The organism is Nocardia amikacinitolerans NBRC 108937, assembly GCF_001612615.1.
Classification (GTDB): domain Bacteria; phylum Actinomycetota; class Actinomycetes; order Mycobacteriales; family Mycobacteriaceae; genus Nocardia; species Nocardia amikacinitolerans.
This window is the reverse complement of record NZ_BDAU01000001.1, coordinates 145551-159889: the sequence shown is the minus strand read 5'-3', so window position 1 is coordinate 159889 and position 14339 is coordinate 145551. Positions and strand designations below refer to the sequence as shown.

The 14339-nt window shown below is 69.3% G+C and carries 15 protein-coding genes; 7 read left to right on the top strand and 8 right to left on the bottom strand.

Annotated features, from left to right (window positions below):
• Positions 1-88: 88 nt before the first annotated feature.
• Entirely contained in the window at positions 89-553 is a 465-nt protein-coding gene (locus tag NAM01S_RS00735) for a hypothetical protein (protein WP_157107534.1), read from the top strand.
• Here the strand turns inward: NAM01S_RS00735 and NAM01S_RS00730 are convergent.
• Positions 540-1289 carry a TioE family transcriptional regulator gene (locus tag NAM01S_RS00730; protein WP_067778046.1) on the bottom strand — a complete coding sequence of 250 codons (750 nt, stop codon included), beginning with the start codon at positions 1287-1289 and terminating at the stop codon, positions 540-542. The two genes, NAM01S_RS00735 and NAM01S_RS00730, sit on opposite strands and share 14 nt — an antisense overlap.
• Between NAM01S_RS00730 and NAM01S_RS00725 the strand changes: the two genes are divergently transcribed.
• A complete protein-coding gene (locus NAM01S_RS00725; RefSeq protein WP_303755242.1) occupies positions 1251-2573 on the top strand; it encodes an erythromycin esterase family protein in 1323 nt (440 codons plus the stop codon). The two genes, NAM01S_RS00730 and NAM01S_RS00725, sit on opposite strands and share 39 nt — an antisense overlap.
• A 103-nt stretch (positions 2574-2676) precedes the next feature.
• On the opposite strand, the gene NAM01S_RS00720 is transcribed toward NAM01S_RS00725, so the two are convergent.
• Together NAM01S_RS00720 and NAM01S_RS00715 are read right to left on the bottom strand one after the other, a co-directional pair.
• Positions 2677-3312, bottom strand: a complete 636-nt coding sequence (locus tag NAM01S_RS00720; protein WP_157107533.1) for an HAD family hydrolase — start codon at positions 3310-3312, stop codon at positions 2677-2679.
• Positions 3313-3333: 21 nt separating this feature from the next.
• Positions 3334-4986: an alpha/beta hydrolase gene (locus NAM01S_RS00715; RefSeq protein ID WP_067778044.1), complete on the bottom strand. Its 1653-nt coding sequence runs from the start codon at positions 4984-4986 to the stop codon at positions 3334-3336.
• 110 nt (positions 4987-5096) lie between these two features.
• Here NAM01S_RS00715 and NAM01S_RS00710 point away from each other — a divergent pair, with 110 nt between their 5' ends.
• A complete protein-coding gene (locus NAM01S_RS00710) occupies positions 5097-6488 on the top strand; it encodes a phenylacetate--CoA ligase family protein (RefSeq protein WP_157107532.1) in 1392 nt (463 codons plus the stop codon).
• 416 nt (positions 6489-6904) lie between these two features.
• Positions 6905-7780 (top strand): glycosyltransferase family 2 protein, encoded by an 876-nt coding sequence (locus NAM01S_RS00705; protein ID WP_067778043.1) that lies wholly within the window; start codon positions 6905-6907, stop codon positions 7778-7780.
• Here NAM01S_RS00705 and NAM01S_RS00700 read toward each other — a convergent pair.
• From NAM01S_RS00700 to NAM01S_RS00690, 3 genes are read right to left on the bottom strand one after another with little or no spacing between them, the layout of a single operon-like run.
• The gene (locus NAM01S_RS00700; protein ID WP_218018312.1) at positions 7777-8310 is read right to left on the bottom strand and encodes a hypothetical protein; all 534 of its coding nucleotides are present in this window, start codon (positions 8308-8310) and stop codon (positions 7777-7779) included. The genes NAM01S_RS00705 and NAM01S_RS00700 overlap by 4 nt on opposite strands.
• Positions 8304-9155, bottom strand: a complete 852-nt coding sequence (locus NAM01S_RS00695; protein WP_067778041.1) for a radical SAM protein — start codon at positions 9153-9155, stop codon at positions 8304-8306. The genes NAM01S_RS00700 and NAM01S_RS00695 overlap by 7 nt, the downstream gene beginning before the upstream one ends.
• A complete protein-coding gene (locus NAM01S_RS00690; protein ID WP_157107531.1) occupies positions 9152-9688 on the bottom strand; it encodes a hypothetical protein in 537 nt (178 codons plus the stop codon). The genes NAM01S_RS00695 and NAM01S_RS00690 overlap by 4 nt, the downstream gene beginning before the upstream one ends.
• A gap of 96 nt (positions 9689-9784) precedes the next feature.
• On the opposite strand from NAM01S_RS00690, the gene NAM01S_RS34655 reads away from it, so the two are divergent.
• The gene (locus NAM01S_RS34655; RefSeq protein WP_157107530.1) at positions 9785-9952 is read left to right on the top strand and encodes a hypothetical protein; all 168 of its coding nucleotides are present in this window, start codon (positions 9785-9787) and stop codon (positions 9950-9952) included.
• A 20-nt stretch (positions 9953-9972) separates the two neighbouring features.
• Positions 9973-10980 carry an NsdA family TPR-like regulatory protein gene (locus NAM01S_RS00685; RefSeq protein ID WP_067778039.1) on the top strand — a complete coding sequence of 336 codons (1008 nt, stop codon included), beginning with the start codon at positions 9973-9975 and terminating at the stop codon, positions 10978-10980.
• 91 nt (positions 10981-11071) lie between these two features.
• Here NAM01S_RS00685 and NAM01S_RS00680 read toward each other — a convergent pair whose 3' ends face one another.
• Positions 11072-11989, bottom strand: coding sequence for an aminoglycoside phosphotransferase family protein (locus NAM01S_RS00680; protein WP_067778038.1), 918 nt, complete (start codon positions 11987-11989; stop codon positions 11072-11074).
• A gap of 306 nt (positions 11990-12295) precedes the next feature.
• Here NAM01S_RS00680 and NAM01S_RS00675 point away from each other — a divergent pair, with 306 nt between their 5' ends.
• Entirely contained in the window at positions 12296-12697 is a 402-nt protein-coding gene (locus tag NAM01S_RS00675) for a hypothetical protein (protein ID WP_067778316.1), read from the top strand.
• Here the strand turns inward: NAM01S_RS00675 and NAM01S_RS00670 are convergent.
• Positions 12694-14109: an amino acid permease gene (locus NAM01S_RS00670; protein ID WP_084482231.1), complete on the bottom strand. Its 1416-nt coding sequence runs from the start codon at positions 14107-14109 to the stop codon at positions 12694-12696. The two genes, NAM01S_RS00675 and NAM01S_RS00670, sit on opposite strands and share 4 nt — an antisense overlap.
• Positions 14110-14339 lie beyond the last annotated feature (230 nt).

Below are 14339 nucleotides of genomic sequence, written 5' to 3'. Positions count from 1 at the left end.
TCGGCGACGCATTGCCGCGCGGGCTGTTGGCGTGGATCGCCGCGCACGTGCGGACGACCCCTTCGTGGCCCACCGTTAGGATGCGCCAATGCATGTGCGGAAGGGGGCGGGGCGGCGCGCCGATACGGTGTTTCGCTCGTGGCGGACGACGGTGGGAGTGGCGGTCGCGTGTCTCGGGCTCGCGGCGATCTGCGTGCTCGCGATCGTGACGGATACGGCGGTGATCGCGGGGAAGATCGGGGCGCTGGTGTTTCTCGCGATCGGCGCGGAGATGGCGTGGTCGGGACTGCGCCGCAGGCCGGATCTGGTGATCACCGACGACGCCGTGGAGCACCGGGCGTTCGGCCGTATCGCGTGGTCGACGGTGGATCACGTGCGGGTGCGCAGGTGCCAGAGCGGGGACGCCATCGATCTTGTGCTGACCCACCCGGATCGGGACTACGCGATCGCCACCGCGCCGTCTATTCCGATGACCTCGCTGTCGGTCCCGCTGCTGAAGGTCACCGAGGCGATGCGCGAGCACCGGCCGGAATTGGAGGTCATCGCCGACTGACCGGCACGGCCGACGCCGAAACTCGTTGCGGCAGATCGTCGAGCACGCGCAGGTAGTTCCCGAGCAGACCGGCCGCGTCGAGCATGGCAAGACCCTGGGCGGTGAGTTTTCGTTGCCAGTCGTCGAGGGCGGCGGCCAATGCGGCTGTGCCACCGGCACTTCGGATCTGCTGGACGACCGTGGCGATCCGCTCCAGCGGATAGCCGCCGCGCCGAAGCAGATGCGCGAGCTCGGCGTCGCGGATATCGCTCGCGCTGTAGCGGCGGTATCCGGTGGCCGGGTCGCGCGCCGGGGCGAGGATGCCGACACCCTCCCACTTGCGCAGCGTCGCGGGGGTGATGCGGAGTCGGTGCGCGAGTTCGCGGATGGTTCGACTGTCGGCGCCCTCGGAGACGGTGGGGGACTCCGCCGCCAGGTGATCGACCGCGCGCCGCACAGAAGCGAGGGTTTCTCGATCGCGAAGCAACTGGTCGTGGCCGCCGTCGATGACGCGCAGTGCGTCGTCGAGCGCGTCGTCGTGGAGTGCGTTCATGATTCGGCCCGCGGCCGCGTGCCCGTACGCCGCGACTAGACCGAGAAAGGCCCGCAAGGCCGCCGCGTGCACTTCGGTGTAGATCCGGTAGCCGCTGGGCGTGCGCTCGGCGGGCGGGAGAAACCCGTCGCGCTCGTAGTTGCGGACCGCCTGGGTCGAGAGGCCGTGCTCGCGGGCCAGATCGGAGGGCCGAAAAGTTTTCACCGGTTCGAGACTTTACCGCGCCTCACCAAGCTCAGCCCGACGGAACTTTCAACCGATCTTTCAACGATACGATCAAAACACATGAGTCAGGACATTCGAGACTTCGTCTCCGCGTCATGTGAGCTGGTAGCGCTCGGCGAGCCGACGCACCGGGAACCGTCCTTCGGTTTCGTCCGCAACGAGTTGTTCGTCCAGCTGGTCGACCGCGGCTTCCGCTCGATCGCGTTGGAAACCGACCGCGTCGCCGCGCTCGTTGTCGACGACTACGTCCGGGACGGTGTCGGCAGCCTCGACACCGCGATGAGCGAAGGCTTCTCGCACGGGTTCGGCGACCTGGCCGCCAACCGGGAACTCGTCGCCTGGATGCGCGAATACAACCACAACCGACCACCCTTGGAGCGCTTGGCATTTCACGGTTTCGACGCCCCGATGGAGAACCCCGACGCACCGAGTCCGCGCCGCTTCCTGGAGCACACCCGCGACTACCTGCGGCTGGATCTCGACCTCGGCGAACTCCTCGGTGACGACGAACGCTGGGATCGCGCGGAGGCGATCATGGATCCGGCCGAATCGATCGGCGCGACGGCCGAGGCCGAGCGCCTGCGGGATATCGCCGACGACATGCTCCTCGCGCTCTACGCGCGCGCACCGGAACTGATCGCCGCGACATCACGCGCCGCGTGGCTGAACGCGAAAATCCACCTCACCGCAGGCCGCTGTCTGCTGCGCTATCACCGGCAGGCGGCCCATCATGGCGACGAGCGCGCCCGCCTGTCCGGCCTGCTGGACATCCGCGAGACGTCGATGGCCGAGAACCTTCTCGACATCCGAAACATCGAAGCCCGGCGCGGCGGCACCGTGGTCGGCGCGCACAACGCCCACCTCCAGCGGAACCGGGGCACCATCCAGATGGCGGGAATGGACTTCGGGTGGTTCTCGGCGGGCGCCATCGTGGGGTCCCTGGTGGGTGAGCGAGACGCCTTCTTCGCCGGAAGCCTGGGCCGCAGCGAGGTCCTCGGCCTCGGCGAGCCCGAGCCCGGCACCTACGAGAGCGTCCTCCAAAGTCGCATCGCCGACTGGGGTCTGACATCGGCCGATGCGGTGACCTCAGCGCGCCCGCGCACCGACACCACCCCGCGGCAGGGCTACTCCCCGCTCGACCGAGCGATTCTCGACACGGCCGACGCGGTCCTGCACATCAATACCGGTGCTCGCCGAGAAGACGCGGGATGGAGTCCGGTCGAGCCCGCACATGGCGGGAGCGGAGGCGGTGTGTCCAGGTGACGCAGCCGGACGCCGGTAGCCCGTGCACCGGCCGAGGCGATGCGGAGATACGCCCTGATGCCGCAGCCGGGCAAAGCCCGCGCACGGCCGGAGCGGGGTACGCCTACCGCGAGCTCGACGCGGAGGGCGCTCCGGCCGCCGCGAATTCGGCCAGCCAGGATGGGAATTCGGTGAGGTCGGGCAAGACGACGTCGGCGCCGGCGGCCAGCAGTTCTGCGGCGTCGCAGGGGCCGGTGGTGACGCCGACCGCGAACGCCGCGGCGGCCTTGGCGCCACGCATGTCGCCCGCGTGGTCGCCGACGTAGATCGCCGCGCCTTGCGCGCGCAGTGCCTCGGCCTTGCCGGTGGACCACACGTCACCGGCGAGGTGGTCGATTCGCCAGCCGAGTGCGTCGAGATGGAGTTGCGCGAGCGGCTGATGCTTGCCGGTCACGACCATCAGCCGCCCGTCGCGCGCGTTCACGGCGGCGAGCGCGGCCTCCGCGCCGGGCATGGCGGGAATGCGCGGCACCACGTCGGGATACAGCTCGCGGTAGCGGGTGATCAGTGCGGGAATGAGCTCGTCTGGCGCACCCGCCTCGGCGAGCAGCAGATCGAGCGGCGGCCCGAGCCGCTGCACGAAGTCGGCCCCGCGGAGCGGGAGCTGGAATTCCGCGGCGACGGTGTCGATGGCGTGCGCGACTCCCGGTCGCGAGTCGATCAGGGTCATGTCGAGGTCGAAGCCGACGGTCCAGGTCACCGCTCGACTCTATCCGGCTGGTCAGTCAGCGCAGCGGGTCCCGTCCGGCGGGAGGGTTCCGTCGTAGAGGTAGGCGATGACGATGCCGTCCACGCAGGCCGAACCGTTGTCGAAGGCGATGTGACCGTCGTGCTCGCTGACCACGAGCACGGCGTCGGCCAGGGTGGCGGCGACGTGCTCGGCGTCCTCGATCGTGGTCGCCAGATCGCCGCTGTTGTTGAGCAGCAGGATGGGCGGTGCGCCCGCCGCGTCCACGCCCGCCGACTTCTGGGTCGGCCGGACCGGCCAGAACAGACACAGCGGGGTGCTGAACACCCGGTTCGCGCCGAACAGCGGTGAGCGCACGGCCGCCCACTCCGCCTCCTGCGCCAGGTCGCGGAGGATCACGTCCTCTGCCTTCGAGCGCCAGGCGGCCGGGTCGTCGTTCATGCATTCCACGGCCCAGAACGCCGGATCGGAGGAGCTGTAGCGGCCGTCCTCGCGGCCGACGTAGAAGTCGGCGAGTTCCGCGAGCCCGGTGCCGTCGCCGCGCAGCGCGTCGGCGAATGCGCGCTCGAACCGCGGCCAGTAGCGCTCGTCGTAGGTCGCCATGAAGATGCCGAGCAGGGCGAGATTGGAACCGACGCTGCGGCCGTCGGAGGCCGCGATGGGCTCGGCGTCCACCCGGTCGATCAGCTCGATCAGCCGGCGCATGGCGGCGTCCGGATCATTGCCGAGCGGGCAGTCCTCGCGGCGTGCGCAAGCTTCGAGAATCGTGTGCACCAAGCGATCTCGCGCCGAGATCGCACCGGGCGCGGGGGCATCGGAAGCGTCGAGCGAATCCCACCGGTCCGGTGTCAGACTCGGGTCGTCGACGGAATCCAGCACCATGCGACCGACCCGATCCGGGAACTGCTCGGCATACAGCTGTCCGAGCCGGGTGCCGTAGGAGAAGCCGAAGAAGTTCAGCTTCGGCTCGCCCAGCGCCGAGCGCATGATGTCCATGTCGCGCACCACGAATTCGGTGCCGACGAAACCGAGCAGGTTGCCGGTGTTGCGCAGACACGCTGTGGCGTAACGGCGGTGCGCCTCGGCGACCACGCGGCGACCCGCGTCGTCCACCGGCGTGAAGTCGGTGGCCAGGTATTCGTCCATCGCGCGGTCGCCGAGACACCGCACGGGCGCGGTGCGGCCGACGCCGCGCGGGTCGAAACCGACGAGGTCGTAGCGGATACGGAATTTGCGCAGGCCGGTGTCGTCCGGGTTCAGCGCGGAAAGCACGTCCTCGTAACCGGATTCGCCAGGGCCGCCGGGGTTGGTGGTGAGCACCCCGATGCGCTGGGCGGGGTTGGTGGCGGGCAACCGCACCAGCGGCATGGTGAGGGCGGCGGTTTCCGGGCGGGCGTAATCGACGGGCACGCGGATCTCGCCGCACTCGGCCTCGCGTTGCTCGCGGCACGGCGTCCACTCGACCCGCTGGGCCTCGTAATCCCGCAGCGTGGGCAGTGGGGCGGGGGAGGGTCGCGCGCTGCCTTCCACGGTCGGTGTGATCGAGCAGCCGGTGGCGACCAAGGTCGCGACCGCGATGACGCTCATCAGTACCCACCGACTCGACCGCACCGTCGTCCCCCGATCCTCCACGACATCCCACCGGAACATCGCGCCGCGCCCGCCGAAGGTTCGCAGCGGGTCCACTTCGAAGATAGCGAGAAAGTGGCGATCCGCGCGGATTGCCGCGCGCCGCACGGACCGGCGGTACTTTGGACCCCACGCAGGTTTCGCCTCGCGGAAGGGCCACCTCGGAGATGGATTCGGATCTGCAGCAGCGGCTCGTGGCGTTGTTCCAGCGGACGGCGGCGACCGTGCCCGCCTACCGCGCCTTCCTCGACAGCCACGGCGTCGACGCGGCCTCGGTCGTCGACGGCACGGGATTCGCGCGACTGCCGCTCGTCACGAAAGAGAACTACCACCAACGCTATTCGCTGCCGCAGCGCTGCCGCGACGGTGATCTCGGGGCCTGCGATCTGATCGCGGTGTCGTCCGGTTCGACGGGCGCACCGACCTTCTGGCCGCGCTCCGCCGCCGACGAAGCGGCCGCGACCCGCCGCTTCGAACAAGTCCTCGTGCACGGCTTCGACGCTGCGCATCGGCGCACCCTCGCCGTGGTGTGCTTCCCGCTCGGCACCTGGGTCGGCGGCCTCTACACACTGTCCTGCCTGCGCGGGCTGGCCGCCGAACTGGCCATGACGATCGTCGCCCCCGGCAACAACAAGGCCGAGATCCTGCGCGTGGTACCGGAACTCGGCTCGCACTTCGACCAGGTGGTGCTGTTCGGGTATCCGCCCTTCCTCAAGGACGTCATCGACACGGGGTTGCGCGAGGGCGTCGACTGGTCGCGCTACGCGGTGAAACTGGTGTGCGCGGGGGAGGTGTTCAGCGAGCAGTGGCGGGATCTCATGGGCAAGCGGGCTGGTCTGGATCCGGTGCACGATGTCGCCGCGCTCTACGGCACGGCCGACGGCGGCGTGCTCGGCAACGAGACCCCGCTCAGCGTGCGAATCCGGCGGTTCCTCGCCGAGCATCCTGCGGCGGCGCGCAAGTTGTTCGGCGGTCAGCGGCTGCCGACGCTGATGCAGTACAACCCGGCCGACCGCTTCTTCGAAACCGTCGACGGCACATTGGTGTTCACCGCCGACTCCGGTGTGCCGCTGATCCGCTACCACCTCGCCGACGACGGCGGTGTCATCCCGCACGAGCGCATGGTGGAGTTCTGCCGGGCGCACGGTTTCGAACCGGACGAGGAGACCGGCCCGGACCTGCCCTTCGTCTTCGTCTTCGGCCGCTCCATCCACGCGGTGTCGGTGTTCGGGGCCAATGTCTATCCCGAGACGGTGTCGCTCGGTTTGGAGCGCGCGGAGATCAGCGACTGGGTCACCGGCAAGTTCGTGCTCGAGGCCTGGGAGGACGCCGACCGCAACCGTTTGCTGCGCATCACAGTCGAACTCGGCCCCGACGAACCGAACACGACCGAGCGAACCCGCCTCGTGGCCCATGCCGTTCGAGACGAGCTGCTGACACACAACAGCGAATACGCGAACTACGTACCGGCCGAGCGTCAGACGCCGCACGTGGAGCTACGACCCACGGGAGATCCGGACTATTTCCCGGTGGGCGTCAAGCATCGGTATACGCGCTGAGGCCGGTCAGTCATCGTCGCCGCTGTGCGACACGTCCGCCGACGAAGCCGACCGACCAACGGTGATCCGCTCCCTCCGCGAACGATCGATCATCGATGGCTCGTTGCGATGAGGCGTCGCAGTGCGGCATGGCCGGGCCGGGGTTCCGGTAGCAATCGCACGAAAAGCAACGAAGTGACTTGACCAGCGGCGATGGACGGTTCGGGCTGCGGGGCAGCGTGATTGGCGCTTTGCTTGGCTGTCGAGGAGGTTGATCGGCGTGGTGGAGGTCGGGTTTCGTGGCAACGCCGGTGTTCGCGGCTGAGGAGTTGGTGCGTCTGCTGGTCGGCCGGGAGCACATCGCCCGGTGACAGACCTTATGGTCGGTGCTGTGATCGGTGGCGTGGAGGCCGTCGACCGGTGGTAGGTTCCCCGTCATGCCCAGCACGGATGACAAGACCGTCGGCTTGGCCCTGGTGACCTACCAGAGTGCCGAGGATTTGCCCGGATTCCTGGAGACGCTTACGGCCGCGGTGGAGCCGTACGCGGTCGATGTGATCGGTGTCGACAACGTCTCCACCGACCGCAGCGCCGAGATTGTCGAAGAGTTCGGCGGCCGTGTCATCCGCAACGCCCGCAACGTCGGGCTCGCGGCGGCGATCAATCAGGCTGCCGCCGCGACGAGCGCGGAATGGATTCTCGTCGCCAACCCCGACACCCAGCTCACGGCGGGCTCGATCGCGGCACTGGTCGAGACGGCGAAGGCGGACGAGCGGATCGGCATGATCGGGCCGCGGATCGCGCGCCTGGACGGCACCCCCTATCCGAGCGGTCGGCGCTTCCCTTCGCTGGCGGTCGGTATCGCGCACGCCCTGCTGGGCGGGGTGTGGCCGGGCAACCCGGCCACGCGCCGCTACTTCGGCACCCCGGTCACCGAGGTATCGGATGTGGATTGGATTTCAGGGTGCTGCATGCTGTTCCGCCGCACGGCGTTCGACGCCGTCGGCGGGTTCGATGACCGCTACTTCCTCTACTTCGAGGAAACCAAGATGGCGCTGGACATGCACCGCGCCGGTTACCGGGTGGTGCTGGACCCGAGCGTGGAGATTCGCCACCGCGAGGGCGGCAGCATGCGGTCCGCGCCTTACCGAAAGGTCCGCACCCACCACCGCAGTGCCCTGCGGTTCTACTGCGACTACCACCAGGGCAGCCCGTGGATCGTGTTCGCGCCGCTGGTCGCGGCCGGGCTGATCGTGCGCGGCGCGGTCGCCGTGGCGGCGACCGCGCTGCGTGAGCGGACGAAGACCCGCTAATCGAAGGGCTGTTCGGCCAGTCCGACACCTGCCTGTAGATCGTCGAGGAGCTTGCCGACGATGGCGTTGCCGGTGCGGGAACTGGGCATGCATTGGGCGCAGTCGTCGGCGATCGGTCGCCCAGCCGTGGTGGCGACCACGTCGAGAATGCGGGAGCGTTTGACGTTGCCCAGGTCGTAGCCGGTGGCCGCGAACCGCAGTTCGGCCTTCAAATCGCAGGGCGTCAGGTGCCCGAACGCGCCGATCGTCGGCCGGAACCAGCGGCCCCGGCATTCCTGGGTGCGCGACCGGTCCGGGGTCACCCCGTTGGCTAGCGCGATCAGCTCGTCACCGATGTCGATCCGGGTCTGAATCCAGGGACGAGCGCGCAGGGCCCGCAACTGAGCGCGGACGACCGCCAGGCCGGCCGGGTCGAGTCCGGCGGTGACATCGACCTCGTCCTTGCGCAGGTCCAGCCGGTCCGCGCCGAGGGTTTCGGCGAAGTCGGCCATGGCCCCGACCTGGGTGTAGTTGTCCGGCTGGATCACCATGCCGATGCCCACCGCGGGCAGGTCGCCGCGGGCAGCAGCGCGGCGAGGTTGTCGCTGACCCTGTCCAACGCCCGCTGGCGAGGTCTGGTCCCCGCGACGCGGTCGTAGGTGGCCGGGTCGGGTGAGTGGATGGAGAACCGGATGCGGTGACAGCGCAGCAGCGCCGCGAACAGCGCACCGCCGGGGCGAATACTGAAACCGGTGGTGTAGACGTGGATTTCGAACCCGAGATCGGCGGCGTGGTCGAGGATGGCTGGAAGGTCCGGGTTGATCAGGGCCTCGCCACCGCCGGAGACGACCAGCCGACGCACCCCGGCGTCGGCCAGTTCGCCGATCACGCGGCACCAATCGGCGGCGGTCATGAGGCCGCCGGTGTCGAGTTGGCGTGTGGCGTAGGTGAGTTCGGATTGGTCAGACCACAGGCACATCCGGCACCGGTAGTTGCAGGTGCCGCGCGTGGGGTGGATCTCCATCGTCTCGGCCAGCACCGGCTCGCGCGCGAGAATCCGTCGCGGGATATCGGGGCGGCGCTGCCATTCGGCGACCGTGGCCGCGGCGAATTCCCACCGCAACCGATGCGGGTAATACGACGACCCGACCAGCCGCCGCACCTGGGGGCTCGTGCGGGCGAGGTGGTAGACCTGCATCACCGCCGCCAGGTCCACCCCGGAATTCGCGGCGAGCACCGCCGCCGGAGTGTGCGGCGCGGCCAGATGGCAAGCCAGCGCCGCTCGCATCGCCGGGTCGGCCGGCGCGTACTCGAGCGCTTCGGTGACCAGGACCGCGAGTCCGTCATCGCAGTAGAGAAGCTGCTGCGCCTCCTCGTGCGGGGTGGCGGTGGTCATGACATCACCTGCGCTGTCTCGGAGCTGGCTGCGACCTGTTCCCACTCGGTCGGGCGCAGCAAGGTCACCAGCGAGCGGGTGCGGTCGAACACCAGCACCGTGCCGCTGGGATGGGTCACCGTCCGGTGCTCACCCGGGCGGGAGCTGAGCTGGGCGGCGACAGCGGCGGTTTCGACGGGGTTGTCCAGTATCCAATGCCGGTCGACACTGCCGATCGCAATCAGATCCACCTCCGGGGCGGGGCTGCCGGTGCGGCCGATCAGCTGCTCGGTGGTCGACCGGTCCGCGGCAGCGCCGAGCTGAAACTTGTGCTGGGCCTCGATATCTCGCGGGAGCTGCCGAGCTGTTCCGCCCGCCAGCAGGGATTCCGCGCGAGCCAGCAGAGCGGCGGCCGGTTGCGCGTGGACCGAGCCGAGCGCGGCGTTGCCGACCATCTCCCGGCCCCAGGTAGCGGCCTGCAAACGGAACTCCCCGTTGGGACGGATATTGCAAAGCGTGTCCTTGACCTGCTCGGACAGCTGCTGCAAGGTCATCGTCCGCGACGGGTTGATCGCCAACGGCCGGGCGCCCGTCGCCGGCCAGATCGAATTGAACGTCAGATACAGCCCCGCCTCGGCCAGTCGCTGGTGATGGGCGTCGACAAGGTCTTGGACGCCATGGAATTCGTACTCGCGCAGCGCGAGCTGCGGGTAGTGGGCGCGGGCCTGCCCGGAGAAACTCGGCGCGCACAGATGATGCTGAGTCGCCAGCCCGGACCCGGCCAGGAACTCGCTGAGTTCGATCCGTCACCTCCCTGACCGCCCTCGGAAAGGCTGACGTGAACCGCCGCTCGTTCCTGCGCAAGGCCGCCTACTCCGCGGCCCTGTCCGCCACCGCCCTCGCCCTACCCGTCGAGGCAACCGCGCGCATCGCCACTGTCACCGAGGCCCGTGTGGTCGGTGCCGCCGACGTCGACGCCGTGCGCACGATCACCGACGCGTTCCTGAAATTCGACGAAGCCCGCGGCGGCGGGATGGGCCGCACCGCGGTGGCCGAATTCCTCTCCACCGACATCGCCGCCCTGCTGCGCTCTCGCTTCGCCACCGAAGACGTTCGCGCACACGCATTCTCGGCCGCCGCCGAGCTGGCCTACTTGGCGGGGTTCAAGGCTCACGACGCCGGCGCCGACGGCGTCGGGCAACGCTACTTCCTCGCCGCGCTCCGACTGGCCGAACACGCCCAGACCCCCGGCCAAGACTTGTGGATACTGCGCATCCTCGCCCTGCAAGGCACCGACATCGCCCAACCGCGATTCAGCACGGACCTCGCCGAGGCCGCCCTGTCGCGCGCCGCCGGGAAACTCGGACCCGACGCCAACGCGCTGCTCACCGTCGCCGTCGCACGCACCCACGCCGAAACCAGCAACAAACCCGCCGCCCTCGCCGCGCTACGCGCCGCCGAGTCGGCCATCAACCCGGACATGACCAGCGAACAACCCCGCTGGGTGTCGATGTGGTGCCCCAACAAGGCCACCGTCGTCGACCAAACCGCGAAAACCTTCCTCGCCCTCGGCGACCTCACCAACGCCGAGCGCTACTACACCCTGGGCACCAGCATCTGGAACCCGGCCACCCACGCCCGCGTCTGGGCGCTCACCGCCGCCGAAACCGGGCTCCTGCGGTGGAAACTCGGCAACCACACCGACGCCACCAACCTGTGGCGACCCGCCCTGCCGATCCTGCACACCGTCGACTCCGCCCGCACCCGCAAAGCCCTCGGCAAAGTCCGCGCCACCGCCCCCGAACTGTTCGCCGACACCGCACCCGGCCACATCCCGGCGCTGTAACGAGCGAGGGAGTTTCGGAACCACATACCAGGACTCCCGCTCTGAACCGGCCGCTGTCCCGGAAGGGGAACCGGACACCGACTTGGGTAGATCATCGATGGCTCGTTGCGATGAGGCGTCGCAGTGCGGCATGGCCGGGCGGGCCCCAGGTTGGCTTGCCGCCCGGGCGGCCGTGGACACCGGCGTCTCCGATGAAGATGCCGGCGAGGGCGCGCAGCACCGCCCACCCCCGGGCGCGGCGCAGGGTGGCGGCGTCCGGGGCCGGCCGGTAGGCGGCATGGAAGTCTTCGGCGGCGCCGTCCGGCAACAGAATCCAGGCGGCGGCGAGGTCGAAAGCCGGATCGCCCGCGAACAGGTCGCCGAAGTCGATCACGCCGCAGATCGCGCCGTCCGCGGTGAGGACGTTCGCCGGGTGCAGATCCCCGTGCAGCCATAGCGTCGGACCGGCCCATTCGGGTGCGGCGGCGGCGTCTTCCCAGACCGCGCGGACGGCGTCCGGGTCGGGGATCAGACCCGACTCGGTGGCCGCGGCAAGCTGCTCGGCGAACCCCTCGGTGTAGTCGGCCAGCCGCCCGCCACGGCCTCGTCCGGTGGGCGCTTGTTCGGGGGCTGGTTGGTGAAGTGCCGTCAGGAAGGCAGCCAGGGTCGTGGCCGCCTCCGCCCCGCGCGTGACCGGCCTGCGGTCGGCAGGTTCCCCCGGCGCCCAGGTGGTGACGATCCAGGGCCGCGGAAACCGTTCGGAGGGTGCACCGAAGCGCTTCGGCACTGGAACCGGCAGAGGAAGGCGCGGGGCGAGGGAGGGCACCCAGGTGTGCTCCTTACGCAGCAGCGTGTCCGCGGACTCGGTCGCCCAGGGTAACCGGACGGCGAGGTCGTCGCCGAGCCGCCACAGCTGGTTGTGCCAGCCACGCGCGCCGAGCCGCACCGGCAGCTCGGCCAGATCCGGGTGCTGGTCACGCAGCAGCTCCCGCACCAACTCCGCGGTGATCTCGAACTCGTTGTGTGCCATGCGGATCAACAGTAGCCAGAGGGCAGTCGACCCGATCCAGCTGTCGTAGCGGTGCGGGTCGTCTCCCTTTGCGTCCGTGACAGATTCGCCGCGCGAGGTCGTGGGCGCTTAGCTCGTCGGAGACGAGACCGCCGATGGCAGGATCGGCGAGTCCCGTTGTAAACCCGCGTGATTCACGTGGAACTCCGGTTGCACTCGATGCCGAGACATGAAAACGGCCGTGCGGCAGGGTGATCCTGCATCGAGTGCAGAACGGCAGCGCCTGTCGATCTGCGTGATTCAGTGAGCGCTGGCAGTGTGGACGCCATGACCCTCGGTTCCGATACCAAGATCCTTTCCATCGGCCTGCATCCGAGCCAGCTCGACTACGGCAAACACCCCGGTCTGGACGAGGCCGAGTTGAGCGCGCGGGTCGAGGCGGGGACGGCGATGTTGCGGGATTCGGGCTTCGACGTCGTGTCGTGCTCGGTTCCGGTCGATCCCGCCGCGGCCGAGGAGCTGATCAAAGACAGGTTGGCGGAGGCCGACTACGGGCTTGCGATGATCGGCGGCGGGGTGCGGATGCTGCCCGAGCAGACGCTGCTGTTCGAGCGCATCGTGAACGTCCTCACCGAGGCGTCGCCCGGCATCCGGCTGTGTTTCAACACCTCGCCGGAAACGACGGTGGACGCACTGCTGCGCTGGGTGCGGCCTGGCGGCCGCGGCTAACTTCTCGGCGCGACGGGGACGCGGGTCGCCGCGAAGGTCGAGTGCTTGCGTCCGTAGCCGAGGTAGACCGCGACACCGATCGCCACCCAGACCGCGAACCGCACCCAGGTCAGCTCGTCCAGGGTGAACGCCATCAGCGCACAGCCCATCAGCGCGAGAATCGGCACCAGCGGAACGAGCGGGGTGCGGAAAGGACGCTCCCGGTTCGGCTCCAGCTTGCGCAGCACCAGCACCCCGACGCACACCACCGCGAACGCCGACAGCGCGCCGATGTTCACCAGTTCGACCACGATGTCGATGGTCAGCAACCCGGCGATGGCGGCGCAGCCCGCGCCGAGCACCAGCGTCAGCCGCACCGGTGTCGAGCGGCGGCCGGTGGCGGCGAGGCGGCGGGGGAGCAGGCCGTCGCGGCACATCGCGAAACTCAGCCGCACCTGCGCGTACACGACGAGCAGCAGACCCTTGGTGAGCGCGATGATCGACGCGACGATGATGACGTTGCCGATCCAGCCGATGTTCAGCGCGCCGAACGCGGTGGCGATCGGTGCGCCGTTGTTGAGCGTCGGGAACGGGGCGACGCCGGTGAGCACGGCGCTGACGAGCGCGTAGAGCACCGTCGCGATGAGCACCGTGCCGATGATGGCGAAGGGCACGTCGCGCTTGGGGTTGCGCGCCTCCTCGGCGGAGGCGGCGACCACGTCGAAACCGAGGAAGGCGAAGAACGCGATCGCCGCGCCGCCGATGATGCCGCTCCAGCCGAACGGGGCGAGCGGCGCCCAGTTGCCCGGGTCGACGTGCGGGGCGCCGACGGCGATCACCAGCACGAGCACACCGATGGTCACCCCGACGAGCGCCTTGGTGATGCGCGCGGTCAGCGTCACCTCGCCGACCAGCACGGCCACGATGGCGGCGATGATCAGCACCGCGGGCAGGTTCACCACACCGCCCTCGCCGGGCCCCGCGGTGAGGGCGTGCGGGATCGTGATGCCGAACATCGAATCGAGCGCCGACACCGTGGTGCCGGACCACCCGATCGCCACGGCCGCGCCCGCGATGACGAATTCCAGCAGCAGGTTCCAGCCCACCAGGAACGCCGGTCCTTCGCCGAGGGTGGCGTAGGTGTAGGTGTAGGCGCTGCCCGAGACCGGGACCATCGCGGCGAGCTCGCTGTAGCAGAGTGCGACGAGCACGCAGACCAGACCGGCCAGTCCGAAGGACAGCACGATCGACGGTCCCGCCTTCTCCGCGGCCGCCACGCCGGTGATGACGAAGATGCCCGCGCCGACGATGGTGCCCACACCCATGGCGGTCAGGTCGACCCGCCCGAGGCTGCGTTTCAGCGACGAGTCGGCGCCGGGCAGGCTCGCGTCGTCGGGCGTGCGGCGGCGCCACCGTTGTTCTGCGCTGGTCATCGGCTTCCTCTCGGGACGCGGTTCACCCGTCCCAGTACGAGATAGGGATCTTCGGCTCGGCCTTCGTGGGCCCGAGCCGAGGATCCATTCTCGGGGGTGCCGTCGCGGCATCGATAACCGGGGGTTTGCAGGCAATGCATATCGGCAGCGACCGCACGCACCGGCCGATTGGCGTTCTAGACGTTACTTTGAATAACATGTACCCTCGATTACCACGCTCGGACGACGGC

Excerpts from the sequence above, each read along its gene's own strand:
- NAM01S_RS00735 (WP_157107534.1), top strand. The coding sequence starts at position 89 with ATGCATGTGCGGAAGGGGGCGGGGCGGCGCGCCGATACGGTGTTTCGC.
- NAM01S_RS00710 (WP_157107532.1), top strand. The coding sequence starts at position 5,097 with ATGGATTCGGATCTGCAGCAGCGGCTCGTGGCGTTGTTCCAGCGGACG.
- NAM01S_RS00705 (WP_067778043.1), top strand. The coding sequence starts at position 6,905 with ATGCCCAGCACGGATGACAAGACCGTCGGCTTGGCCCTGGTGACCTAC.
- NAM01S_RS00700 (WP_218018312.1), bottom strand. The coding sequence starts at position 8,310 with ATGGTGATCCAGCCGGACAACTACACCCAGGTCGGGGCCATGGCCGAC.
- NAM01S_RS00695 (WP_067778041.1), bottom strand. The coding sequence starts at position 9,155 with ATGACCACCGCCACCCCGCACGAGGAGGCGCAGCAGCTTCTCTACTGC.
- NAM01S_RS00690 (WP_157107531.1), bottom strand. The coding sequence starts at position 9,688 with ATGACCTTGCAGCAGCTGTCCGAGCAGGTCAAGGACACGCTTTGCAAT.
- NAM01S_RS34655 (WP_157107530.1), top strand. The coding sequence starts at position 9,785 with ATGGGCGTCGACAAGGTCTTGGACGCCATGGAATTCGTACTCGCGCAG.
- NAM01S_RS00680 (WP_067778038.1), bottom strand. The coding sequence starts at position 11,989 with ATGGCACACAACGAGTTCGAGATCACCGCGGAGTTGGTGCGGGAGCTG.
- NAM01S_RS00675 (WP_067778316.1), top strand. The coding sequence starts at position 12,296 with ATGACCCTCGGTTCCGATACCAAGATCCTTTCCATCGGCCTGCATCCG.
- NAM01S_RS00670 (WP_084482231.1), bottom strand. The coding sequence starts at position 14,109 with ATGACCAGCGCAGAACAACGGTGGCGCCGCCGCACGCCCGACGACGCG.